At 40.5% G+C, this 21,191-nt stretch carries 18 protein-coding genes; 9 read left to right on the forward strand and 9 right to left on the reverse strand.

Features of this window, described 5'->3' with window-relative positions:
* The first annotated feature begins 195 nt into the window (after positions 1-195).
* The 4 genes from tig (at position 196) to MSG66_RS05780 (ending at position 4,618) form a co-directional block, all read left to right on the forward strand.
* Complete coding sequence (gene tig, locus MSG66_RS05765) at positions 196-1,530, forward strand: trigger factor (RefSeq protein ID WP_042894770.1); 1,335 nt, start codon at positions 196-198, stop codon at positions 1,528-1,530.
* A 193-nt stretch (positions 1,531-1,723) separates the two neighbouring features.
* Positions 1,724-2,329, forward strand: a complete 606-nt coding sequence (gene clpP / locus MSG66_RS05770) for an ATP-dependent Clp endopeptidase proteolytic subunit ClpP (RefSeq protein ID WP_003654845.1) — start codon at positions 1,724-1,726, stop codon at positions 2,327-2,329.
* Between the two features lie 106 nt (positions 2,330-2,435).
* Positions 2,436-3,749 carry an ATP-dependent Clp protease ATP-binding subunit ClpX gene (clpX, locus tag MSG66_RS05775; protein ID WP_133975486.1) on the forward strand — a complete coding sequence of 438 codons (1,314 nt, stop codon included), beginning with the start codon at positions 2,436-2,438 and terminating at the stop codon, positions 3,747-3,749.
* Between the two features lie 152 nt (positions 3,750-3,901).
* Positions 3,902-4,618, forward strand: a complete 717-nt coding sequence (locus MSG66_RS05780) for a DUF2846 domain-containing protein (RefSeq protein ID WP_324652864.1) — start codon at positions 3,902-3,904, stop codon at positions 4,616-4,618.
* 24 nt (positions 4,619-4,642) lie between these two features.
* Here MSG66_RS05780 and MSG66_RS05785 read toward each other — a convergent pair whose 3' ends face one another.
* The 6 genes from MSG66_RS05785 to MSG66_RS05810 form a co-directional block, all read right to left on the reverse strand.
* A complete protein-coding gene (locus MSG66_RS05785) occupies positions 4,643-5,197 on the reverse strand; it encodes a DUF2059 domain-containing protein (RefSeq protein WP_202742595.1) in 555 nt (184 codons plus the stop codon).
* A 139-nt stretch (positions 5,198-5,336) separates the two neighbouring features.
* On the reverse strand, positions 5,337-6,863 hold the full coding sequence (locus tag MSG66_RS05790) for a fumarate hydratase (RefSeq protein ID WP_324652866.1): 1,527 nt from the start codon (positions 6,861-6,863) through the stop codon (positions 5,337-5,339).
* A 230-nt stretch (positions 6,864-7,093) separates the two neighbouring features.
* Entirely contained in the window at positions 7,094-9,238 is a 2,145-nt protein-coding gene (pta, locus tag MSG66_RS05795) for a phosphate acetyltransferase (RefSeq protein WP_324652868.1), read from the reverse strand.
* Between the two features lie 45 nt (positions 9,239-9,283).
* A complete protein-coding gene (locus MSG66_RS05800; protein WP_324652870.1) occupies positions 9,284-10,486 on the reverse strand; it encodes an acetate kinase in 1,203 nt (400 codons plus the stop codon).
* Entirely contained in the window at positions 10,468-10,587 is a 120-nt protein-coding gene (locus MSG66_RS05805) for a hypothetical protein (protein ID WP_324652872.1), read from the reverse strand. Before MSG66_RS05805 ends, MSG66_RS05800 begins: the two co-directional genes overlap by 19 nt.
* A 481-nt stretch (positions 10,588-11,068) precedes the next feature.
* Positions 11,069-11,194, reverse strand: coding sequence for a hypothetical protein (locus MSG66_RS05810; RefSeq protein WP_324652961.1), 126 nt, complete (start codon positions 11,192-11,194; stop codon positions 11,069-11,071).
* A 50-nt stretch (positions 11,195-11,244) separates the two neighbouring features.
* On the opposite strand from MSG66_RS05810, the gene edd reads away from it, so the two are divergent.
* The 4 genes from edd to MSG66_RS05830 all read left to right on the forward strand — a co-directional run bounded on the left by edd (position 11,245) and on the right by MSG66_RS05830 (position 15,825).
* A complete protein-coding gene (gene edd / locus MSG66_RS05815) occupies positions 11,245-13,098 on the forward strand; it encodes a phosphogluconate dehydratase (protein ID WP_262473206.1) in 1,854 nt (617 codons plus the stop codon).
* Positions 13,099-13,118: 20 nt separating this feature from the next.
* A complete protein-coding gene (gene eda, locus MSG66_RS05820) occupies positions 13,119-13,748 on the forward strand; it encodes a bifunctional 4-hydroxy-2-oxoglutarate aldolase/2-dehydro-3-deoxy-phosphogluconate aldolase (protein ID WP_133975470.1) in 630 nt (209 codons plus the stop codon).
* Between the two features lie 188 nt (positions 13,749-13,936).
* On the forward strand, positions 13,937-15,295 hold the full coding sequence (locus MSG66_RS05825; RefSeq protein ID WP_042894797.1) for a gluconate:H+ symporter: 1,359 nt from the start codon (positions 13,937-13,939) through the stop codon (positions 15,293-15,295).
* Between the two features lie 17 nt (positions 15,296-15,312).
* Positions 15,313-15,825, forward strand: coding sequence for a gluconokinase (locus MSG66_RS05830; RefSeq protein WP_042894800.1), 513 nt, complete (start codon positions 15,313-15,315; stop codon positions 15,823-15,825).
* A gap of 74 nt (positions 15,826-15,899) precedes the next feature.
* Here MSG66_RS05830 and MSG66_RS05835 read toward each other — a convergent pair whose 3' ends face one another.
* Positions 15,900-17,165: a glutamate-5-semialdehyde dehydrogenase gene (locus MSG66_RS05835; protein ID WP_324652875.1), complete on the reverse strand. Its 1,266-nt coding sequence runs from the start codon at positions 17,163-17,165 to the stop codon at positions 15,900-15,902.
* Positions 17,166-17,464: 299 nt separating this feature from the next.
* Here MSG66_RS05835 and MSG66_RS05840 point away from each other — a divergent pair, with 299 nt between their 5' ends.
* Positions 17,465-18,778, forward strand: coding sequence for an alpha/beta fold hydrolase (locus MSG66_RS05840; protein WP_202742601.1), 1,314 nt, complete (start codon positions 17,465-17,467; stop codon positions 18,776-18,778).
* 55 nt (positions 18,779-18,833) lie between these two features.
* On the opposite strand, the gene MSG66_RS05845 is transcribed toward MSG66_RS05840, so the two are convergent.
* Together MSG66_RS05845 and nagZ are read right to left on the reverse strand one after the other, a co-directional pair.
* Positions 18,834-19,676 (reverse strand): class I SAM-dependent methyltransferase, encoded by an 843-nt coding sequence (locus tag MSG66_RS05845; protein WP_324652877.1) that lies wholly within the window; start codon positions 19,674-19,676, stop codon positions 18,834-18,836.
* Positions 19,677-20,001: 325 nt separating this feature from the next.
* Entirely contained in the window at positions 20,002-21,021 is a 1,020-nt protein-coding gene (gene nagZ / locus MSG66_RS05850) for a beta-N-acetylhexosaminidase (RefSeq protein ID WP_262473202.1), read from the reverse strand.
* Positions 21,022-21,191 lie beyond the last annotated feature (170 nt).

Consider the following 21,191-nt stretch of genomic DNA (forward strand, 5'->3'; position numbering starts at 1 on the left):
TAACTAAAAAATTAGTTTTACTTAAGGCTTTATGAAAAATATTTAAAGAATCATAAAATTACTGTGAAATTTACGAGAATAATGACCTTAACTTAAATGAAGTGGTCGGTTAATTTTGTATATCTTGAAAGTTGTCATATAATACAGCACTTTTAAAAAAACTGTTCCTACTCACTAATTTTTATCGAGGAAGCCATGCAAGTAACGACTGAAGCGGTTTCGGGCGTTGCCCGTCGTTTAAATGTTTCTGTACCGACGAGCCGTATTAACGAGCAATTTGAAGCTCGTTTGAAGCGCACTGCCAAAACTGTGAAGATCAACGGCTTCCGTCCAGGTAAAGTACCTGAAAACGTTGTTCGCCGCGAATATGGTGCGGGCATTTATCAAGAAGTTGTAAATGACATCATTCGTGATAGCGTTTTTGAAGCAATTCAACAAGAAAAAATCAATGCGGTAGGTATGCCTAACATTGATAAAGTTGAACATAAAGAAGATGCTTTAGTTTTTGAAGCGACTGTAGAAGTTTATCCAGAAGTTGCAGTACAAGCATTCGACGGTTTAGAAGTTGAACGTAAAACAGCTGAAATTAAAGATGCTGACGTTGATGCTATGATCGAAAACTTGCAAAAACAACGTCAAACTTGGGCTGTTACCAAGGGTATGGCGAAAAAAGACATGCAAGTGACTTTCGACTTTGAAGGCACTATCGACGGTGAAAAGTTTGAAGGCGGTTCTGCTGAAGACTTTAAACTTGTGTTAGGTTCAGGTCGTATGATTCCTGGCTTTGAAGACGGCATCGTTGGCATGAAAGCTGGTGAAGAGAAAGTAATTGACGTTACTTTCCCTGAAGACTACCAAGCTGAAAACTTAGCTGGTAAAGCAGCTCAGTTCAAAATCACTGTGAAGCAAGTTGAAAAATCAAAACTTCCAGAGATTGATGCTGAATTCTTGAAAATCTTTGGTGTAACTGAAGAAGAAGGCGTTGAGAAATTAAAAGCTGACGTTCGCAAGAATATGGAACGTGAAGTTCGCAATGGTTTACGTAACCAAGTTAAACAAGCTGCTTTTGATGCACTTGTTGCTGCGAATGAAGTTGAAGTTCCAACTGCTATGGTTGCTCAAGAAATTGACCGTCAACGTCAACAAATGGTTCAACAGTTCACTCAACAGTTCGGTGGTGCAGGCGCGCAATCTTTTGATAAGAGCATGCTTCCTGACGAATTGTTCAAAGAACAAGCAGAACGTTCTGTTAAGCTTGGCGTGTTAGTAAGCAAAGTTTTAGCTGATGCTAAACTTGAAGTTGATCAATCACGCGTTGATGCTTACATTGACGACATGGCTTCTTCTTACGAAGATCCAACTGAAGTGATTGAATACTTCAAAAATGATGCTCAACAACGTGCTCAAATCGAAGCAGTTGTATTAGAAGATCAAGTTGTTGACCACATCTTAGCTGCTGCTAAAGTGACTGACAAACCAGTATCTTATGATGATTTGTTAAAAGAACAACAAGCTCGCCGTATGGGCTAATCTTTTAAGAAGTCAGAAAAAGGCGCTTTAAGCGCCTTTTTCGTTTTTCAATATGTGGTTAATTTGAGTGCGACATTAAGTACTTAGGTATAAATAATATAATATTTCAGTGCGAACCTTTTGCAATTTGAGAAATTATCCCGCATATTGTTGCCATAGGTTAAGTCACAAAAAATTTAGGAATAAATAACGTATGTATGTTCCAACAATTGAAAATGCTTTAGTTCCTGTTGTGGTTGAACAATCTTCTCGCGGCGAACGTTCTTTTGATATTTATTCACGACTTTTACGTGAGCGCGTCATTTTTTTAACAGGTGAAGTTGAAGACAACATGGCAAATCTAATTGTTGCCCAAATGTTGTTTTTAGAAGCTGAAAACCCTGATAAAGATATCCACCTTTATATCAACTCACCAGGTGGTTCTGTGACAGCGGGCATGGCTATTTATGACACAATGCAGTTTATTAAACCTGATGTTGTGACATATTGTATGGGTCAAGCTGCTTCAATGGGTGCATTCTTGTTAAATGCTGGTGCTAAAGGCAAACGCTATTGTTTAGAAAATGCGCGTGTCATGATTCATCAACCATTGGGTGGTTTCCGCGGTCAAGCATCGGATATTGAAATTCATGCGCGTGAAATTCTATTTATTAAAGAACGTTTAAACCGCTTAATGGCAGAGCACAGTGGTCAAGACTACGAAACAGTTGCTCGTGATACTGACCGTGATAACTTTATGACAGCACAGTCTGCTAAAGAATATGGTTTGGTTGATCAGGTGCTAAGTAAGCGTCCATAAGGACCTTCTTAATATAAATAACTTGAGATGTTGAAAAAGATCTCCATTTAGTTATTTATGCAGTGCATCTTGCCCTAATATTTAAGATTCTATTTGTGGAGTGAATATGTCCGAACATCCTCAAGGACAAAAACATTGTTCATTTTGCGGTAAAACGCAGTCTGAAGTCGGGAAACTGATTGCAGGTGAGGACGCATATATTTGTAATGAGTGTGTGGATGTCTGCTTAGACCTTGTACAAACCAGCCAACAGGTTGAAGCAGGGGACTGGGCGAGTAAGGCATTACCAAAACCACATGAAATACGTGCTGCGCTTGATCAATATGTGATTGGTCAAGATCTTGCCAAAAAGACATTATCTGTTGCGGTTTATAACCATTATAAACGCCTGAAAGTTGGTCATAATGGCCATGTGTCTAAAGAAGTAGAAATTGCTAAAAGTAACATTCTACTGATTGGACCTACAGGTTCGGGTAAAACTTTACTTGCGCAAACATTGGCTCGCCTTTTAGATGTTCCATTTGCAATGGCAGATGCAACGACATTAACCGAAGCTGGTTATGTAGGTGAAGATGTTGAAAATATTGTACAAAAGCTTTTGCAAAAAGCAGACTACGATGTAGAGAAAGCTCAGAAGGGCATTATCTATATTGACGAAATTGACAAGATTACTCGTAAATCTGAAAACCCGTCAATTACACGTGATGTTTCTGGTGAAGGTGTACAACAAGCATTGTTAAAAATGATTGAAGGTACAGTGGCTTCTATTCCTCCGCAAGGTGGACGTAAGCATCCGCAGCAAGAGTTTATCCAAATTGACACTTCGAATATCTTGTTTATTTGTGGTGGTGCTTTTTCTGGTTTGGAAAAAATTGTACAGCAGCGTCAAGAGAAAGGCGGTATTGGTTTTACAGCTGATGTTAAAAACAAAGATGAAACCAAAAAACTTGCTGAATTGTTCCGTCAGGTTGAGCCAACCGACTTAGTGAAATTTGGTTTAATTCCAGAATTCATTGGTCGTTTACCGGTGATTGCGACTCTTGAAGAGTTGGACGAAGAAGCATTAATGCAAATTTTGACTGAGCCAAAAAATGCATTAACTCGTCAATATCAATATCTTTTCACTATGGAAAATGTTGATCTGATTTTTGAAGACTCTGCATTGCGTGCTATTGCAAAGAAAGCACTTGAACGTAATACGGGCGCGCGTGGTCTACGTTCTATTATGGAGAACGTACTGCTTGAAACCATGTACGATTTACCAAGCCGTAATGATGTTGGAACAGTCATTATTAATGAGGCGGTAATTAATGGTGAAGCAGAGCCTGTTTATCAGTCTGAGCGTCAGCCTAAAGAAGCTGTAACACATGAAAGTGTTGCAAAAGCCGATTTAAAGGTGATTGATTCGAAGTCTGCATAGATTTCATTCATCTAAAAAGCATGAATCGCTTCGGTGATTCGTGCTTTTTTTGTTTTCAATTTATGTGGGTGGTGTTAATCTTAAAAATACAAAATACGCATAGTTTTGCGGTGTAAAAAATAAATCAAAAACAAAACGCTTTGAGGGATGCCATGCGTTATTTAATCGTATCTTTGTGCTGTGCCGGACTGTTTGTGGGCTGTCAAAGTTCATCTCATTTAGAAAAAAATACGGGTGAATTGACTGCAACCTTACCTAAAGTCGATGTTGAAAAAGAACCCGGACTATTAGATCAATATCACGTAGGTGGTTTTGCTGTGGGTGGTTGGGTTAATCAAAAATTGGGTCAGACCTTTGCTCCGATCAAACCGCAAAATGAACAAGCTGCTGTTGTTTATCTCTATCGTCCAGATACGAAATGGAATCGTCAGGAAATTGCTGCGATTAACCTTTTTGTGAATGGCAAGCGGATTCCGAGCCTTCTACATAATCATTATTACTGGATTGAATTGCCAGCAGGGACTTATCGTCTTTCTGCGAGCCGCCCTTTATTAGGGATTCATTTTCAAGAGCCAAAATATATGGATATAACAGTGGAGGCAGGAACGTCTTATTACTTGAAATATGATGAAGAAAATAAAATGGATCGAGGTGAACACACTGGGCCATTTATGTTAATGCAAGATAATATTGGCCGTAGAGAAATTGCCTTTACCGAATTGAAATCTTCAAGCTACAACTTTGTGGCCGAAGATGCTTCAGGTAAGATTCGACATAAGCCGCAAGAGTTAAAACCTGCCAAATATGATGAAAAATCAGATGTACATCTGATTAAGCCTTTTAAATTATGGAATCCTTTAACTTGGTAATGGTCTACAAAAGATAAAGAAAAGTTAAGACTTTTCTTTATCTTTCATCAGTGGAGCAATAATTTTAAGCATCTCTTCTTGCATATGATCCCGTGCTTTAGGGTCATTAAAGGTCTGTTGTCCTAACTCCATCATATATTCTGATATTTGCCCCATAATCTGTACGTTTTTACGCGTAATCGATTGGCCTTCTGGGGTTTTTAAAAATTTAAGATTCGCTTGAATCTCTTCTTCAGAATATGTCTTTAAGTAAATATCTTGTAAAGCTTGCACAGTTTTAGGATTGCTGATCAGTTGGTTACTTGAATCTTTCAATAGTAAACCGAGCTTTTTCGCAGCTTCTTTTTCTTTCGGGCCTAAAGTTTTAATACCCGTGATATTACTAACGATCTGTTCTGCCTGTTGGTCATAATAAGGCGTTAATTCATTAATTGATTCTTTAAGTAGGTAATCAATTTGGCTAATTTGCATGAGTTCTTTCACTGAACTTAACTTAGCAGGAGAAGCAAATAAGCTTGTGGTAATGCAGCTTAGGCAGAGACTAATTGAAAGATTTTTAAGAATAGGGCGAATAGTCATGAAATGACCTATATTCAATATATGGTGAGAGAGTGCATTTATTAATAGCACAGATTAACGAAGCAATTGTTACAATTCTTTTCAATGTTTAAAATAAAAAAGAAGGTAAAAAAAGCACCGAATTCGGTGCTTTTCTTGATTAGCCTGCTGCGGCATCAACTACTGGAATTTTTCCAATTTTTGCTTGCCAGATTTTTGGAGCAATTGCATGAATTGATGTACCATTTACATCAACTGCAACAGAAACAGGCATATCTTCAACTACGAATTTGTAGATTGCTTCCATACCTAAGTCTGCAAACGCAACAACTTCAGCTTCGCGAACAGCTTTAGATACAAGGTAAGCTGCACCACCAACTGCCATTAAGTAAGTTGCTTTGTTGTCTTTGATTGCTTCAATCGCTGTAGGACCACGATCAGCCTTACCGATCATGCCAAACAAGCCTGTATGCTCAAGTACTTTACGTGTGAATTTATCCATACGTGTTGCAGTTGTAGGACCAGCAGGACCAACAACTTCGTCACCCACTGGATCAACTGGGCCTACGTAGTAAATAAACTTACCTTTAAGATCAACTGGTAATTCTTCACCGTTGTCGATCATTTCAACCATACGTTTGTGCGCAGCGTCACGACCTGTGTACATTGTTCCGCTAAGGAGTAATGTGTCACCTGGTTTCCAAGAATCCATTTCTGCTTGAGTAATGGTATCAAGGTTTACACGTTTAGATTTTGAAGAATCCCAAGTTACAGATGGGTAGTCTTCAAGTTTAGGTGCCTGAATATGAGCTACACCTGAACCATCAAGCTGGAAGTGTGCATGACGAGTAGCAGCACAGTTAGGAATCATACCTACTGGTTTGCCCGCAGCGTGACATGGGTAATCTTTAATTTTAATATCAAGAACAGTTGTTAAACCGCCAAGACCTTGAGCACCAATACCAAGTGCGTTTACTTTTTCAAAGATTTCGATACGAAGTTCTTCGATTTTGCTTTCTGGGCCACGACGAAGTAATTCGTCCATGTTGATTTCTTCCATGAGTGCTTCTTTAGCAAGCATCATGGCTTTTTCAGCAGTACCACCAATACCAATACCGAGCATGCCAGGAGGACACCAGCCTGCACCCATTGTTGGTACAGTTTTAAGTACCCAATCAACAATCGAGTCAGATGGGTTAAGCATCGCAAGTTTAGATTTGTTTTCTGAACCGCCACCTTTAGCAGCAACAGTAATATCTACTTTGTTACCCGGAACGAGTTTGTAGTGAATTACAGCAGGGGTATTATCTTTTGTATTTTTACGACCAAATGCTGGGTCTGCAAGTACAGATGCACGAAGAACGTTACTATTTTCAAGGTAACCTTGGCGAACACCTTCATTTACTGCATCATCTAAGCTCATTGATAAATCAAATTTAACATCTAAGCCCACTTCAAGGAAAACGTTAACAATACCAGTATCTTGGCAAATTGGACGATGACCTTCCGCACACATGCGAGAGTTAATTAAAATTTGTGCAATTGCATCCTTTGCAGCTTGGTTTTCTTCGCGATCATAAGCACGGCTCATCGCTTGGATAAAGTCTTGCGGGTGATAGTACGAAATAAACTGTAGGGCGTCCTTGATCGATGTAATCAAGTCATCTTGTTTGATAATCGTTGTCATACCAGAAAATCTCTTGAGCGGGCTGTTAGCTAGCGGGCTAAATTATATGACAAAAAGATCGTTTTGTGGGAGATTGGTTGATCTTTTGACCGAAAGTCGCATAGGACTATATAGGGGACATTTAAACGTCAGAGATAGGAAAATTATTTATTTTGAAACGATTAAAATAAAAAAAGCCATTTGAGCGGACATCAAATGGCGAGAGGTAGAAACAGATAAAATTATATTAATTATTTAGCAGCAGCTTGCTGTTCAGCCTGAATTGCTGTTAATGCAATGGTAAAGACGATGTCATCTACCAAAGCTCCGCGAGACAAGTCATTTACAGGTTTATTTAGACCTTGCAGCATTGGTCCAACGCTCACAACATTTGCAGCACGTTGTACTGCTTTATAAGTTGTGTTGCCCGTATTTAAGTCAGGGAAAATAAATACATTGGCACGGCCTGCAACTCGCGATTCTGGGGCTTTTTGGCGTCCCACGCTTTCAACTGAAGCTGCATCGTATTGAAGTGGACCATCAATAAGTAAATCAGGGCGACGTTGCTGAGCAATTTGAGTGGCTTGTTGTACCTTCTCAACATCTGCACCTGTGCCAGATGTTCCAGTTGAATAACTGATCATGGCAATACGTGGGTCAATTCCAAAAGCTTTAGCCGAGTCAGCAGACTGAATCGCAATTTCAGCCAGTTGTTCTGCTGTCGGGTCTGGGTTAATCGCACAGTCGCCATATACATAAACTTCATCTGGTAAAAGCATAAAGAAGATGGATGAAACCAGTGAATATTCAGGAGCTGTTTTGATGAGCTGGAAAGCTGGGCGGACAGTATTTGCTGTGGTGTGTACTGCACCGGAAACTAGGCCATCTACTTCGTCTAAAGCTAACATCATTGTACCCAGCACTACGGTATCTTGAAGTTGTTCTTTCGCTTGAAGTTCGTTGAGTTTACCTTTACGCAGCTCGACCATTGGTGCTACATATTGATCGCGAATACTATCTGGATCAACAATTGCTAATCCGGCTGGTAATTCAATACCACGAGCTTTTGCAACGTCCTGTACCACATCTAGTTTAGCTAGCAAAATGCAGTCAGCAATACCACGTGCCTGACAAATTGCCGCAGCTTGAATGGTGCGTGGCTCATCGCCTTCAGGAAGTACAATTCGTTTTTTAGCTGCAATCGATTTTTGCACTAGTTCATGACGAAAAGCCGATGGAGATAGGCGAGGGGTAGCTGCATTATTACTGTGCTGCTTAAGCCATTCGACATCAATATGACTTGAAACAAAACGAGTCACTTGTTCTGCACGTTCAGTATCATCGACGGGAATTTCATTACCAAAGTCAGATAAACGCTGAGCAGTTTCAAGTGTGTGTAAACGGGTATGTAAAATTGGCAAGCCTTGCTTGATCGCACTTTGGCAAAACTCTAAAAGCTCAGGAGCTGGTGCTTCACGTTCAGTAAGAACCAAACCTGCGAGTGGAATACCATTGCTGGTTGCCAAACTGCTTGCAAGTAATACATCTGTACGTTCAGATGCACTAATAATCAGTTCACCCGCAATAAACTTATTGAGTTCATATTCAATGCTTGAGGCAATTAAACTCGAATGCAAAATACGGCGTGTTTTAGCTTCACCTTGATGTACCCATTGCCCATCAATAACATTCGCAATATCTAATGTTCTAGGTACGCTTAGGGTGTTACTAAATGGAACCAGTCCAATAATCGGTAAATCGCTAGAGCCAAAATAACGATTGTATTTTTGCAGTTCGGTCGTAAATTTTGCGATGTCTTCAGTTGGACGTAATGATGGATCAAATGCGACAGGAATTTGTGCTGTTTCTTCAGTTAATCCACGTGTACGCATGAAAAGCACACCCGCAGTACGATTTGAAGCCGCACCACCAAACTGGCGTAAATGAGCATCTACTTTTTCTGCGGCTTTTTTCGGGTTTTGAATATCTGCTGTACTGACCAATACGACTTCTGCATCAAGCGCTTGAGCCAGACTCGCGTTAAGTTCACTGGCGAAGTGGTCTTGTCCATTTGGCAATAAGCCTTCCACAATAATGACATCATGGTCTGCTGCAACACTGCGGTGTAGGCTTACAGCTTCTTCAAGTAATTCATCTACTTCCCCAGCAGCAATAAGCTGAGTTAATTTTTCATGCGAAATAGATTGAACGGTTTTACTTTGAAATAAATGACCAAATAATGAAGTTGTTCGGTCAAGATGCTCTTGGTCTTCTTGAGAAAATGGTTTTAAAAAGCCTGCTTTAATCCCGTTACAATCAAGTGCGTAAATCATGCCTAAGCAGGCAGAGGTTAAACCAACCCCTTCGCCTGTAGGAATCAATAAAATTGTATTCATATAAACCTATAAATAAACGAATATCGAGTTTTCGCTAAGATCTGATTAAGCAAGGCTCGCTACAGATGCTGTATTTTCTGCCGCTTCAACAACTTGACGAGTTTCTTTGGCAATACGGCCTTCTTCATCTGTAGGAATGACCCAAATTTGTGGTCCTGTTCCATTGTCGATTCGCCCTTCAGTGCCACGTTTTAGGTTGTTGTTTTGATCTTTATCAAGCTGTAAACCAAAATGAGGTAAATACGCTAAGGTTTTTTCTCGAATATATGCTGAGTTTTCGCCAATACCGCCTGTGAAAATGAGGCCGTCTAAAGTTGGTAAACCACAGCTTAATGCTGCAAGTGATTTTGCAAGGCGATAACTAAAGACTTCAATTGCAAGACTAGCATCTTCATTGCCATTTTCTGCCGCTTCAATGACCGTACGCATATCATTAGACAGTTGTGATAAGCCAAGTAAGCCACTTTCGTTATTTAAAACTTTATCAATTTTAGCAAGGTCCCAACTAAGATTTTTGGCAAGGAAGCTATGTAAGCTTGGGTCGACATCGCCACTACGAGTTCCCATCACCACGCCTTCGAGTGGAGTAAGGCCCATAGAAGTATCAACACTTTGTCCATTCCATACCGCACAAGTTGAACTGCCGTTTCCTAAATGCGCTGTTAACCATCCACCTTTTTTCAGGTTGCCTGCAAGTTCACTTGCTTTATCAGACACATAAGCATGACTTGTGCCATGGAAGCCATAACGGCGGACGTTGTGGTCAGTATATAAAAACTTAGGAATTGCATAACGGTATGCATGCGCTGGCATGGTTTGATGGAATGCTGTGTCAAATACGGCAACTTGAGGTAATTCAGGGAATAGGCGTACGGTTGCGTCAATACCAATTAAATGTGCTGGGTTGTGAAGCGGAGCCAAAGGCGTCGCAGCGCGAATGCGTTCAATAATTTCAGGAGTGAGTAATTCTGCTTTGGTTAAACTACCGCCGTGTACAACACGATGTCCGATTGCTTGCGGTTTGTAGTTGGCTAGACGTGCAAGTAAAGTTTCTAAAGCTTTGGCATGATCAGCATAAGGGATAGCAAGTTCAAGTGGTTCACCACCAACTGTCACTCCCTTAATCCGAGCATCGGCTGCCCCTAGGTTTTCTGCTAAACCGTAAATACGATCTTCACGACGTTCTGAAACCAGCGCGTATTTAATAGATGAAGAGCCGCAATTGATAACTAATACTGATGTAGCCACGTTGAAATACCCACGTCCTGATTTAAAATAGTTTTCCTAACTTCCTGTTCGACATGTATTATTTCTAAATACACTTTGAACTGGTTGTTATGTTTTAACATGTGTTGTTTTTCTGTCCAAGATAGACTTTAGCCCATTAGACTTAAGCACTATGATTTTTAAGCTGTTTATAACTAATATTTAGTCAGTATAGATGTTAATCTCTGTGTGGCTTATTTTTTATGCAGGAATTGACCAGTTTTTTGTATATTTTTATGAAAAATAAAACCTGAACCAAATATGTATTTTAAGAGCCAGAGGTCGATCCTTTAATAAAAGGACGAGCAAACTCCTTAAATTAAATTTTAAGAATATATTACAAATAATATACGTAATTGAAATTCAGATTTAGGGGTATTAATGGAAATTAAAAAGAATAAAAAGTGGACTTATTAAAACTAAGAACTAGAGTGAAAAGCTCATCATTTATATATTGTTAAATATATTTTATTGTATTGATATTACAATAATTTTCCCGTATTTACCGAAGTTTGGTTTCAGCATAAATATATCCAAATTTTAAATGGGCTTTCTGTCTCAAACCTAAGCTTGCTCTACCGTTAAGCTTTGTGCTGAGGTCATTACAGCAGTATTGGCTGGGGTTGCATGTCGCTTTTTGCCTGAATAATATTGTTCATCCTTTTTCAAATGATCATAAAAATATATCATTTGGTTTATTTTTATTTCCCGGCTTATCCGGTTGTACAGGAGCGTCCTGCATGGACTTGCCGAATTCTATACTGGCAAAAGTTACCGAGCGTGTCATCGCACGTAGTCAAAAAACTCGTTCTGCATATTTACAACGTATTGAACATGCACAAGGCAAATTTCCTGCTCGTGGCGCACTTTCATGTGCCAATCTGGCTCATGGTTTTGCCAGCATGGAAGATAATGAAAAATTAATTATTAAAGTAGGTCGTGAGCCAAATATTGGGATTGTATCTTCATATAACGAGATGCTTTCGGCTCATGCACCCTATAAAACATTTCCAGATCTAATTAAAACAGCTGCTCGCGAAAATGGAGGGGTAGCACAGTTTGCTGGTGGTGTACCTGCAATGTGTGATGGTATTACTCAAGGTAATGCTGGCATGGAACTATCATTGTTCTCTCGTGAAACGATTGCAATGAGCACGGCTATTGCATTATCTCATAACATGTTCGACGCAGCTTTATGTTTGGGTGTTTGCGATAAGATCGTGCCGGGATTATTGATTGGTGCTTTGCAGTTCGGCTATTTACCTACTATTTTTGTGCCGGCTGGCCCAATGACTAGTGGTTTGTCTAATGATGATAAAGCTAAAATTCGTCAGCAATTTGCAACTGGTCAAGTTGGCCGAGATGCTCTGCTAGAGGCTGAGTCAGCTGCCTATCATGGACAAGGTACATGTACATTTTATGGTACGGCTAACAGTAACCAGATGCTGATGGAAGTGATGGGTTTACACCTTCCAAGTGCTGCATTTGTTCATCCTCACACACCATTACGCGATGCACTCACCGCAGAAGCTGCGATTCGTGTACTTGATTTAACAGTTGAGCGCGGAAACTACACGCCAATTGGTCATGTTGTTGATGAAAAAGCAATTATAAACGGCATTGTGGCATTGCTCGCAACAGGTGGTTCAACGAACCATACTTTGCATCTTATTGCGATTGCTCGTGCTGCTGGAATATTAATTGACTGGGACGACTTTGATGAATTGTCGGCTGTTGTTCCATTGCTCGCAAAAATCTATCCAAATGGTAAAGCCGATGTAAACCATTTTCAGGCTGCGGGTGGGGTTGCTTTCTTAATTCGTAATTTGCTTGAAGCTGGCTTGTTGCATAACGATGTAACTACAGTGGCTGGTAAAGGTTTGCAACATTACACCAAAGAACCAAAACTGATTGATGGCAAGCTTACTTGGGTCGATGGCGTGGTTCAAAGCCTTGATGACAAAGTATTGCGTAGCATTGATGCGCCGTTTCAACCAGATGGTGGCTTGCGTTTAATGCAAGGACGTTTAGGCCGTGGTGTAATCAAGATTTCTGCTGTTGCGCCAGAACATCGTAAAGTTAAAGCGCCAGCAATTGTGTTTGATTCTCAAGAAGCGGTGCAAGCAGCGTTTGATCGTGGTGAGTTGCATCGAGACTTTATTGCAGTCGTTCGTTTCCAAGGCGCACGCGCTAATGGTATGCCAGAACTACATCGTTTAACTCCTGTGTTAGGTGTTTTACAAGACCAAGGTTTTCATGTTGCTTTAGTGACCGATGGCCGTATGTCTGGTGCTTCAGGCAAAGTTCCTGCGGTGATTCATCTATCTCCAGAAGCATTATTGAGCGGTCCGATTGGCAAAGTTCAAACAGGAGATATGTTGGTTATTGATGCTGAAGCTGGCGTGCTTGATGTCGAGCTAGATGAAGCTGTTTGGCAGTCACGCCCTGTTGCACAGCCAGAACATCAGGCAGAAAACGAAGTTGGCTTTGGCCGTGAATTATTTGGTGTGTTCCGTGCTGCTGCTGCGCCAGCTGAACATGGGGCATCTGTATTTGGTGCACTGGTTGGTGAAACTGCTCCAGAGCAGATTTGAATCAAAGGAACTGAAAAATAATGATTAAAATTGAAGATATCGTCAAATTAGGTCCAGTTGTTCCCGTATTGGCATTTGATTCTGCCGAGCAAGGTGAACATGTATCACGTGCTCTACACGCTGGTGGTGTGAAAGTATTAGAAATTACGTTGCGTACCGCTGCTGGTCTTGCTGCTATTGAGCGTGCGAGCCAGTTGGCAGATGACATTGTGGTGGGTGTAGGAACAATTACCAAACCAGAACATTGTGCTCAAGCTAAAAAAGCAGGTGCTCAATTTGGTGTGTCACCGGGTTTGACTAAAGATCTGCATTTGGCTGCACAAGATGCTGGCTTGCCTTTATTACCGGGTGTGATGACACCAAGTGATTTGATTCAGGCAATTGAATTGGGCTATGAGATTGTAAAGTTTTTTCCAGCTCAGCAAGCGGGTGGAGTTGAGATGCTAAAGGCCTTTTATGGTCCATTTCCAAACTTACGTTTTTGCCCTACAGGTGGAATTACGGCAGAGTCAGCGCCAGATTTCTTAAAACAACCAAACGTAGTGTGTGTGGGTGGGTCATGGTTAACACCTAAATCTGTTGTAGCTACACAAGACTGGGCTGAAATTACTCGTTTAGCTCAAGTGGCTAGTCAGTTGAGAGCACTTTAAATGTAGTTAATATTTATAAAAAAATGAAGTGCATTTGTTGTGCTTTAGTGATTGCGTCGATGTGACCAGTAAGTGCTGGTCACACCTAAATATAAGAAATTAGTGTCTTAACAGTAGGAATTACTGTGGCTGAAGACCTTTGTTTGGGCAGTCTGCCTAAATAGCATTATTCCAAGGAGAAGTGTCACATGGAGACCGTTCAGGGTGGCATGTTGCTTATCTACACTGTAATCGCGATTATTGCTTTAGTTGTCATGATCGCGAAATTCAGAATTTATCCATTTCTGGTTCTTATTATTGTTTCACTCGGTTTAGCTTTGGCTGTTGGCATGCCAATGGGCGACATTGTTAAGTCATATGAAGCTGGTACTGGCAAAACCTTGGGTCACCTTGCAATTGTGATTGCACTGGGAACCATGCTCGGTAAAATGATGGCCGAGTCAGGTGGTGCCGAGCGAATAGCAATTACTTTAATTAAATGGTTTGGTGAGAAAAATATTCACTGGGCCATGATGTTTATTGCCCTTATTGTTGGTCTTCCCGTATTTTTCGAAGTAGGTTTCGTTCTACTCATTCCAATTGCATTCAATATTGCAAAAAGAACAGGTAAATCATTACTGATTGTTGGTTTGCCGATGGTCGCAGGTTTGTCCGTTGTGCATGGCTTAATTCCACCACATCCGGCAGCATTGTTGGCAGTACAGGCATATCACGCTGATATTGGTAAAACGATTGCCTACAGTTTGTTAGTGGGCGTACCAACGGCGATTGTTGCAGGGCCGTTGTATGCATTATGGATCAACAAATATGTCAAATTGCCTGAGAACAATCCATTGTTTAAGCAATTTGTTGAGGTAGATAAGAAAGAAACTCGTGAGCTACCAAGCTTTGGAATTACCTTATTTACGATTATGTTGCCTGTCGTATTAATGTTAATCGGAAGCTGGGCTGATCTTTTCTTTGCACCACAAACTTTCGCAAACGATTTACTACGTTTCATTGGTACTTCTGATATCGCATTGCTTATTGCCGTACTGGTCAGCTTTATTACCTTTGGTACCATGCAGGGCTTTAACCGTGAACAGATTGAAAAGTTCTGTGGCGGATGTTTGGCTTCTATTGCCGGAATCATGTTGATTGTCGGTGCTGGTGGTGGTTTTGGCGGTATTTTACGTGACAGTGGTATTTCTAATGAGATCGTTTCTACAGCCTTGAAGGCAAATTTGTCACCGTTATTGTTGGGCTGGTTAGTTGCAGCATTGATTCGTTTGGCAACAGGATCGGCAACGGTTGCTATGGCTACTGCTTGTAGCATTGTTGCTCCGATTGCAGCCACGGCAGGTGTTGCAGTTAGACCTGAACTTTTGGTACTTGCCACAGGCTCAGGTTCATTAGTTTTCTCACATGTAAATGATGCGGGTTTCTGGTTAATCAAAGAATATTTCGGTATGACAGTGGGGCAGACACTCAAAACTTGGTCGGTATTAGAAACGATCATTTCGGTGTTGGGATTATCTTTCACGCTACTGCTTAGCACTATTTTATAATTAGAGGTAAGTGATCCATGATTGTGATTGCAATGGGTGTCTGTGGAACAGGCAAAACGCTGATTGGTGAGTTGCTATCGGAGCATCTGGCTTGCGAGTTTCTCGATGGAGATACACTGCATTCAGCTGCAAATAAAAGTAAGATGAGTCAAGGTATTCCTTTGACTGATGAAGATCGCTTACCTTGGTTACACGCGATTCGTAAGGCTATCGAAGAGAAACAGCAGGCAGGTGAGACGGCGGTTTTTACCTGTTCTTCACTGAAGCGTGCTTACCGAGATATTTTACGTGGATATGACCAGAATGTGCAGTTTGTATATTTAAAAGGGTCATATGAATTGCTACAGCAACGTCTTGCTGAGCGGGCAGGTCATTTCTTTGATCCATCGTTATTGCAGACTCAGCTTGATACATTAGAAGAGCCTGATGTAAATGAAGCAATTACCATTGACATCATATTGACCCCTGAGCAAATTGTTACGCAGGTAATGCAGAAACTTGGTGTGATTAGTGATGTGTGTCAGGAATAATAATCCTAAAAATACTGAATGATGGAAACAAAAACGCCTGATCAATATCAGGCGTTTTTGTTGGTTTAGCTCGATTATTGGCGAATCTGGCCGTCACCTAACACAATCCATTTTTGAGAAGTTAGGCCTTCTAAACCTACTGGACCACGCGCATGAATTTTATCGGTAGAGATACCGATTTCTGCACCTAAGCCATATTCAAAACCATCAGCAAAACGAGTTGATGCATTGACAACCACTGAACTCGAATCTACACGAGCTAAGAACTGACGGGCCAAAGTATAGTTTTCAGTCACAATTGCATCAGTGTGATGTGAACCATATTTGTTGATATGGTCAATTGCTTCATCAATACCGCTAACAACTTTAATTGCAAGAATTGGCCCTAAATATTCGGTATACCAATCTTCTTCTGTCGCAGGTTTTACAGATGCACCTAAAATACGGCGTGTTTCTGGACAGCCACGGAGCTCAACTTGTTTTTCTGCATAAAGCTCAGCAATGCGTGGTAAGAAAACGTCTGCAATTCTTTCATCAACGAGCAGCGTTTCCATCGCATTACAAACGCCATAACGGTGAGTTTTGGCATTTAAGGTAATTGGTAAAGCTTTTTGCAAGTCTGCTTGCGCCTCAACAAATACATGACAGTTGCCATCAAGATGCTTAATGACTGGAATGCGCGCTTCATTGGTTACACGCTCAATTAAGCTTTTGCCGCCACGTGGAACAATCACATCCACATATTCAGTCATGGTAATGAGGTGACCAACAGCCGCACGGTCAGAAGTGCTAATAACTTGAACTGAATGTTCAGGTAAGCCAGCAACTGTTAAGCCATGCTTAATTGCTTCAGCGATTGCTTTATTTGACTCTAGGGCTTCTGAACCACCACGCAAAATAATAGTATTGCCAGATTTAATCGCTAAAGATGCAGCTTCAAGGGTTACGTTTGGACGTGATTCGTAAATCATTCCAACCACACCTAAAGGCACACGCATTTTGCCAATTTGTATGCCTGTGGGGCGATATGCAAGATCAGTAATTTCCCCAATTGGATCGATAAGTGCGATCACATCTTTAAGACCTTGCAACATTCCTTTAAAGCGTGCGGGTGTAAGTTCAAGACGATCAAGCAATGCGCTGTCGAGCTGATTGCTACGACCTTTATCCATGTCGATTTGATTCGCTGCCAAAATTTCTGCCTGATTATTTTCTAAAGCAGTATAAATAGCAGAGAGAGCATGGTTTTTTAGTGAGGTAGAGGCACTTGTTAAAACACGAGAAGCTTGACGTGCTTGTTGTCCCACCTGTTGCATATATTGTTCAATTGAGTCTTGCATAGCATTTTTTAATCATTTACCAATGACTAAGATAGTAGCAGTCAAATGCGGAACAATGAATGGCTTTTTTGGAAAAATGTGACCGCCATAAAAAAACATTTAAATATTTTGCAAACTATTAGCGACTTAAACAAGATGAGCGGTCATTTGAGCGATTGCGTATATTTCACACAATTGTTTAGAATGTTATTGTGCAATACAAACTAATACAAATTTTAAAGTTTTGTGCATAAAAGATTACGTGTTCAAGAAGGAACTCTTGCAGCATAAAAAAATTACAGCAAGGAGGAAGCAAGGATATGAATTCCATTATTCAAATGGATTCGGAGATCAACCAAGCTTATGCCGGTTTTGGCTTTTTCGATATCTACCATAGAGATAGTTTTAAACAACCTGCTCGGACAACATGGATTGACGGCTGGAAAATTGAATATATGGCGATTGCCGATCCAAAAACGATTCACAATACGCCAATTGTGATTGTGGGCGGTGCTTTCCAGAATTTTAATTCTTATAAATATTGTGTTGAACAATTATTTGAAAGTGGTCCGGTCATTTTAATCGATTTACCTTCGATGGGCGCAAATCAGCAAATTACCAATCGGGATACAGGAGTATCTGCGGGTACTTTAGAGCTACCTGATTTGTCTAAAATGTTGGGGCGCTGGCTAGATATTGTCGGACTACAAAAAGTTTCTGTTATGGGAATGTCTTTGGGGTCGGTAATCGCATCTTGTTTCGCTTATCATCGTCCAGAATTAATGGACCGCATGATTTTGATGGGCGTTATGCAAAAGACCCGAAAAAGTTGGCGAATGATTTTGGAAGAGTCGCTTAAGCTCATGCAAGAAAACCGCATGGAAGAGTTTGGGCAAGCTGTGATTTTGTATCTGGTTAACCATGCCAAATTAGATAAAACCCGCATGTCACCTACAGCTAAAAAATTATTTTTTAGACAAATGGCTGAGTTTACGGGCACAGAGCGAGAACGTTATGAAATTAACTGTAATCGTCTTTTGCGTTTAACGGATGTACCCATTCCAGATTGTAAAACGCTGGTTGCTGCAGGTCAGTACGATAGTTTTACTTTGCCTCATGAAAATGCAAATTTTGCGTTGCAATGTCCTGACATGGAGTTTGCACTTATTGCAAATGCTGACCATGTACCTCAGTTGCAGCGCCGTAAAGAAACCATGAGTTTGTTCACCACTTTCTTGAAAGGGGAATCTATCCAAAATCTGGATGGTATTATTCCCATGACACGTGAACAAATGCAAAAGATGGAACGCCGTGGTGAAGAACGAGTTCGAGTTTTGCAGCCAAAAACTCAACTTACTCATCGCGAATCTGATGTACAGGTGCCAGTGACGATCGTTGATGTCACATTCTTTGGTATGTATTTAAAAATGGATGATATTTCGCAGCTTGATTTTGTGAATGATCATCCACGTGACTTGGCACTGCATTTAGAAGATGAAGAGGGTACTTTTGCAATTGAGTGCTTAATTTTTGAAAGTACAGATCAAGGTATTCGAGCTTTGTTCAAACATGGTAGTTTTGAGCTAGCTGATCGTTTAAGCCGTTATATTACTCGTCAAAAACAAACCGTTTAATTTAATCCTTATAATTGGAAGCCCGTTTAATACGAGCTTCCATTTTTTATCTTTATTATTTTGTTTGAGCATGAATGGTCCAGACTAGATCACCTAAATGCTGTTCATGAGCCTCAGATGAAACTTGCCCAAAGAATATTTGTGGCTGTTCAACACTAACTTGACCAAACCCTGCATCTTCAAAAAAGTCTTGAACTTCCTGAGGGCTTTTAAAGTGAAAACTAAAAGAGCTGCGCGACATTAATTTAAGTAATTTACTACTGTTCCAGATAATGCTGGCGAGTTTATTTTTAACAGGTTCAGGGTAAAGGTCAGTTAAATAGTGAAGCTTTTTAAAAGAAGCGCCATAGTGAGCAATTGATTGAATCAGTTGTTTTAATAAATCTTTATCAAAATAGTTAATTAAACCTTCACTTATTACAACTAATGGACGGTTCAGATCAAATACCTCAAATGCTTGTGCAAAAGCTTCTGTAAATAAATCAACTGATAAAATTTCGGGCGCATTTTGTTCAATTTGCTGAAGTGCATTTTGTTTGGTTTGTGCCATATCGGGTAAATCAAGCTCCCGATAGGTAATTGAAGGGTAATGCTGTCTAAACCACCATCCGCGAGGGGATAGGCCACATGCTATTTCAAGGACTTGTAGATCAGGATTCTCTTGAATTAACTTCTCTAAATGATGATCAAGCATCGTGTGGCGTTGTTTGAGTGTAGTGCGCATGCTGCCACCCACATATTTCTCCGCCCAAGATTCTATCGGGTGAACCAAATATGCCAGTGATTTTCCTTTGGTTGTGGTAAGTGCTTCGTGAGAGATCCCCATTTGGTACCAGATATAACCCGTATAGTGGGCTGTAAAAGAGATGTGGCGGTGTTTTGAAAGTTGTTGTGTCATTCGTCCTGAGCTCGATTTATTGTTTTTCTGTGATCTTCATTATTCATAACAATGAAGAGGTTTTAATGCATTGATGTTGAATGAACCTGCATGACGGAGTCCTGTCAATTAGGTTGGCATTCTGGGATGAACTTTCAGTTAGAGTTACTTTTCTTTCGGGAAAAGTAACCAAAACCATTGTCATACGCAAAACCTGTTCACTTTCTGTATCTATCGAATATATTGAAGCAATCAATATATTTCATAAGATGAGCAGGTTGCGTATGACTTAACCGCGTATCAGATAGTGAATAGGTTTTTGTAGCCAATTGAAATTTATACTAACTTAAAACGAATTCTTAAACTCTTCAATGGCTGTTCTGACAGCTTGCCACTCATTTCCAAGCGATAAGGTTTCACCAATCTGAATTTGTGGAATTTGACCGCGCATACGTTCTAAGCGTTCTTGGTTTGGCAGTGCAAGTTTTTCGATACCTTCTAGTGCTGTGCATGCCGCACTTCGGTCGTTACACACAAGTCCCATATCACAACCCGCAGAAAGAGCTGCTTGAATACGAGCATCTGCACCACCTGCTACACATGCGGCCTGCATACTTAAGTCATCAGAGAAAAGTACACCATCAAACTTCAAACGGTTGCGTAGAACTTCTTGAATCCAGAAAGGAGAAAAACCAGCTGGATTTGGGTCAATCTGATCATAAATGACATGTGCAGGCATAAGTGCATCAAGCTGAGGCATGAGCTTGATAAAGCTTTGCATGTCATGATTATAGATTTCGTCATAGCTACGGCTGTCAATTGCAGCTGAGACATGAGAATCTGCTTTCACTGAACCATGACCTGGGAAGTGCTTGCCCGTATTTGCCATTCCGGCTTTTTTCATGCCTTGCATAAATGCGCCAGCAAGTGGTGCGATATCTTCAATGTTTTTAGAGAAACCTCGGTCACCAATCACGTCACTAATGGCATTAAGGTCTAAAACTGGTGCAAAACTAAAATCGATGCCTACAGCAAGGACTTCGGTTGCCATGAGCCAACCACACTGTTCAGCTAGCTCAAGTGCTTTTTGAGGTTGGGTAATATAGAGTTCACCAAAACGGCCCATAGCTGGTAATAAGGTGAAACCAGATCTTAGGCGCTGAACTCGACCACCTTCTTGGTCAACAGCAATTAAAATATCTGGACGAATTTGACGCATATGGTCGGTTAACGCACGGACTTGTTGTGGAGATTCAATATTTCGTGCAAATAAAATCATGCCACCGACTTGCGGAGCGCGTAATAGTTCAATATCTTCTTGAGTAAGTTCTGTGCCGGCGATATCCAGCATCAATGCGCCAATCATATTGGTTCCATTTGAATTTTGATAAAAAACAATAAGCGAATTTTGCAATGTTTTGCTACATTTTGTCAGTACAGAATATGATAAAACTACACGGTATAAACAATTTAGTTGGTTAAGATTTTGAATCTGCTTAGTTCATATCGAAAACAGAGCATGTAAGATAGGAACAC

Source organism: Acinetobacter sp. IK31 (assembly GCF_035615195.1).
GTDB classification, from domain to species: domain Bacteria; phylum Pseudomonadota; class Gammaproteobacteria; order Pseudomonadales; family Moraxellaceae; genus Acinetobacter; species Acinetobacter calcoaceticus_C.

Coding starts and splice junctions, on each gene's coding strand:
- MSG66_RS05785 (WP_202742595.1), bottom strand. CDS start 5,197: ATGACTATTCGCCCTATTCTTAAAAATCTTTCAATTAGTCTCTGCCTA.
- MSG66_RS05835 (WP_324652875.1), bottom strand. CDS start 17,165: ATGCAAGACTCAATTGAACAATATATGCAACAGGTGGGACAACAAGCA.
- pta (WP_324652868.1), bottom strand. CDS start 9,238: ATGAATACAATTTTATTGATTCCTACAGGCGAAGGGGTTGGTTTAACC.
- nagZ (WP_262473202.1), bottom strand. CDS start 21,021: ATGATTGGCGCATTGATGCTGGATATCGCCGGCACAGAACTTACTCAA.
- MSG66_RS05810 (WP_324652961.1), bottom strand. CDS start 11,194: ATGATATATTTTTATGATCATTTGAAAAAGGATGAACAATATTATTCA.
- MSG66_RS05845 (WP_324652877.1), bottom strand. CDS start 19,676: ATGACACAACAACTTTCAAAACACCGCCACATCTCTTTTACAGCCCAC.
- MSG66_RS05825 (WP_042894797.1), top strand. CDS start 13,937: ATGGAGACCGTTCAGGGTGGCATGTTGCTTATCTACACTGTAATCGCG.
- edd (WP_262473206.1), top strand. CDS start 11,245: ATGGACTTGCCGAATTCTATACTGGCAAAAGTTACCGAGCGTGTCATC.
- clpP (WP_003654845.1), top strand. CDS start 1,724: ATGTATGTTCCAACAATTGAAAATGCTTTAGTTCCTGTTGTGGTTGAA.
- MSG66_RS05830 (WP_042894800.1), top strand. CDS start 15,313: ATGATTGTGATTGCAATGGGTGTCTGTGGAACAGGCAAAACGCTGATT.
- tig (WP_042894770.1), top strand. CDS start 196: ATGCAAGTAACGACTGAAGCGGTTTCGGGCGTTGCCCGTCGTTTAAAT.
- MSG66_RS05790 (WP_324652866.1), bottom strand. CDS start 6,863: ATGACAACGATTATCAAACAAGATGACTTGATTACATCGATCAAGGAC.
- MSG66_RS05805 (WP_324652872.1), bottom strand. CDS start 10,587: ATGTTAAAACATAACAACCAGTTCAAAGTGTATTTAGAAATAATACAT.
- MSG66_RS05840 (WP_202742601.1), top strand. CDS start 17,465: ATGAATTCCATTATTCAAATGGATTCGGAGATCAACCAAGCTTATGCC.
- eda (WP_133975470.1), top strand. CDS start 13,119: ATGATTAAAATTGAAGATATCGTCAAATTAGGTCCAGTTGTTCCCGTA.
- clpX (WP_133975486.1), top strand. CDS start 2,436: ATGTCCGAACATCCTCAAGGACAAAAACATTGTTCATTTTGCGGTAAA.
- MSG66_RS05780 (WP_324652864.1), top strand. CDS start 3,902: ATGCGTTATTTAATCGTATCTTTGTGCTGTGCCGGACTGTTTGTGGGC.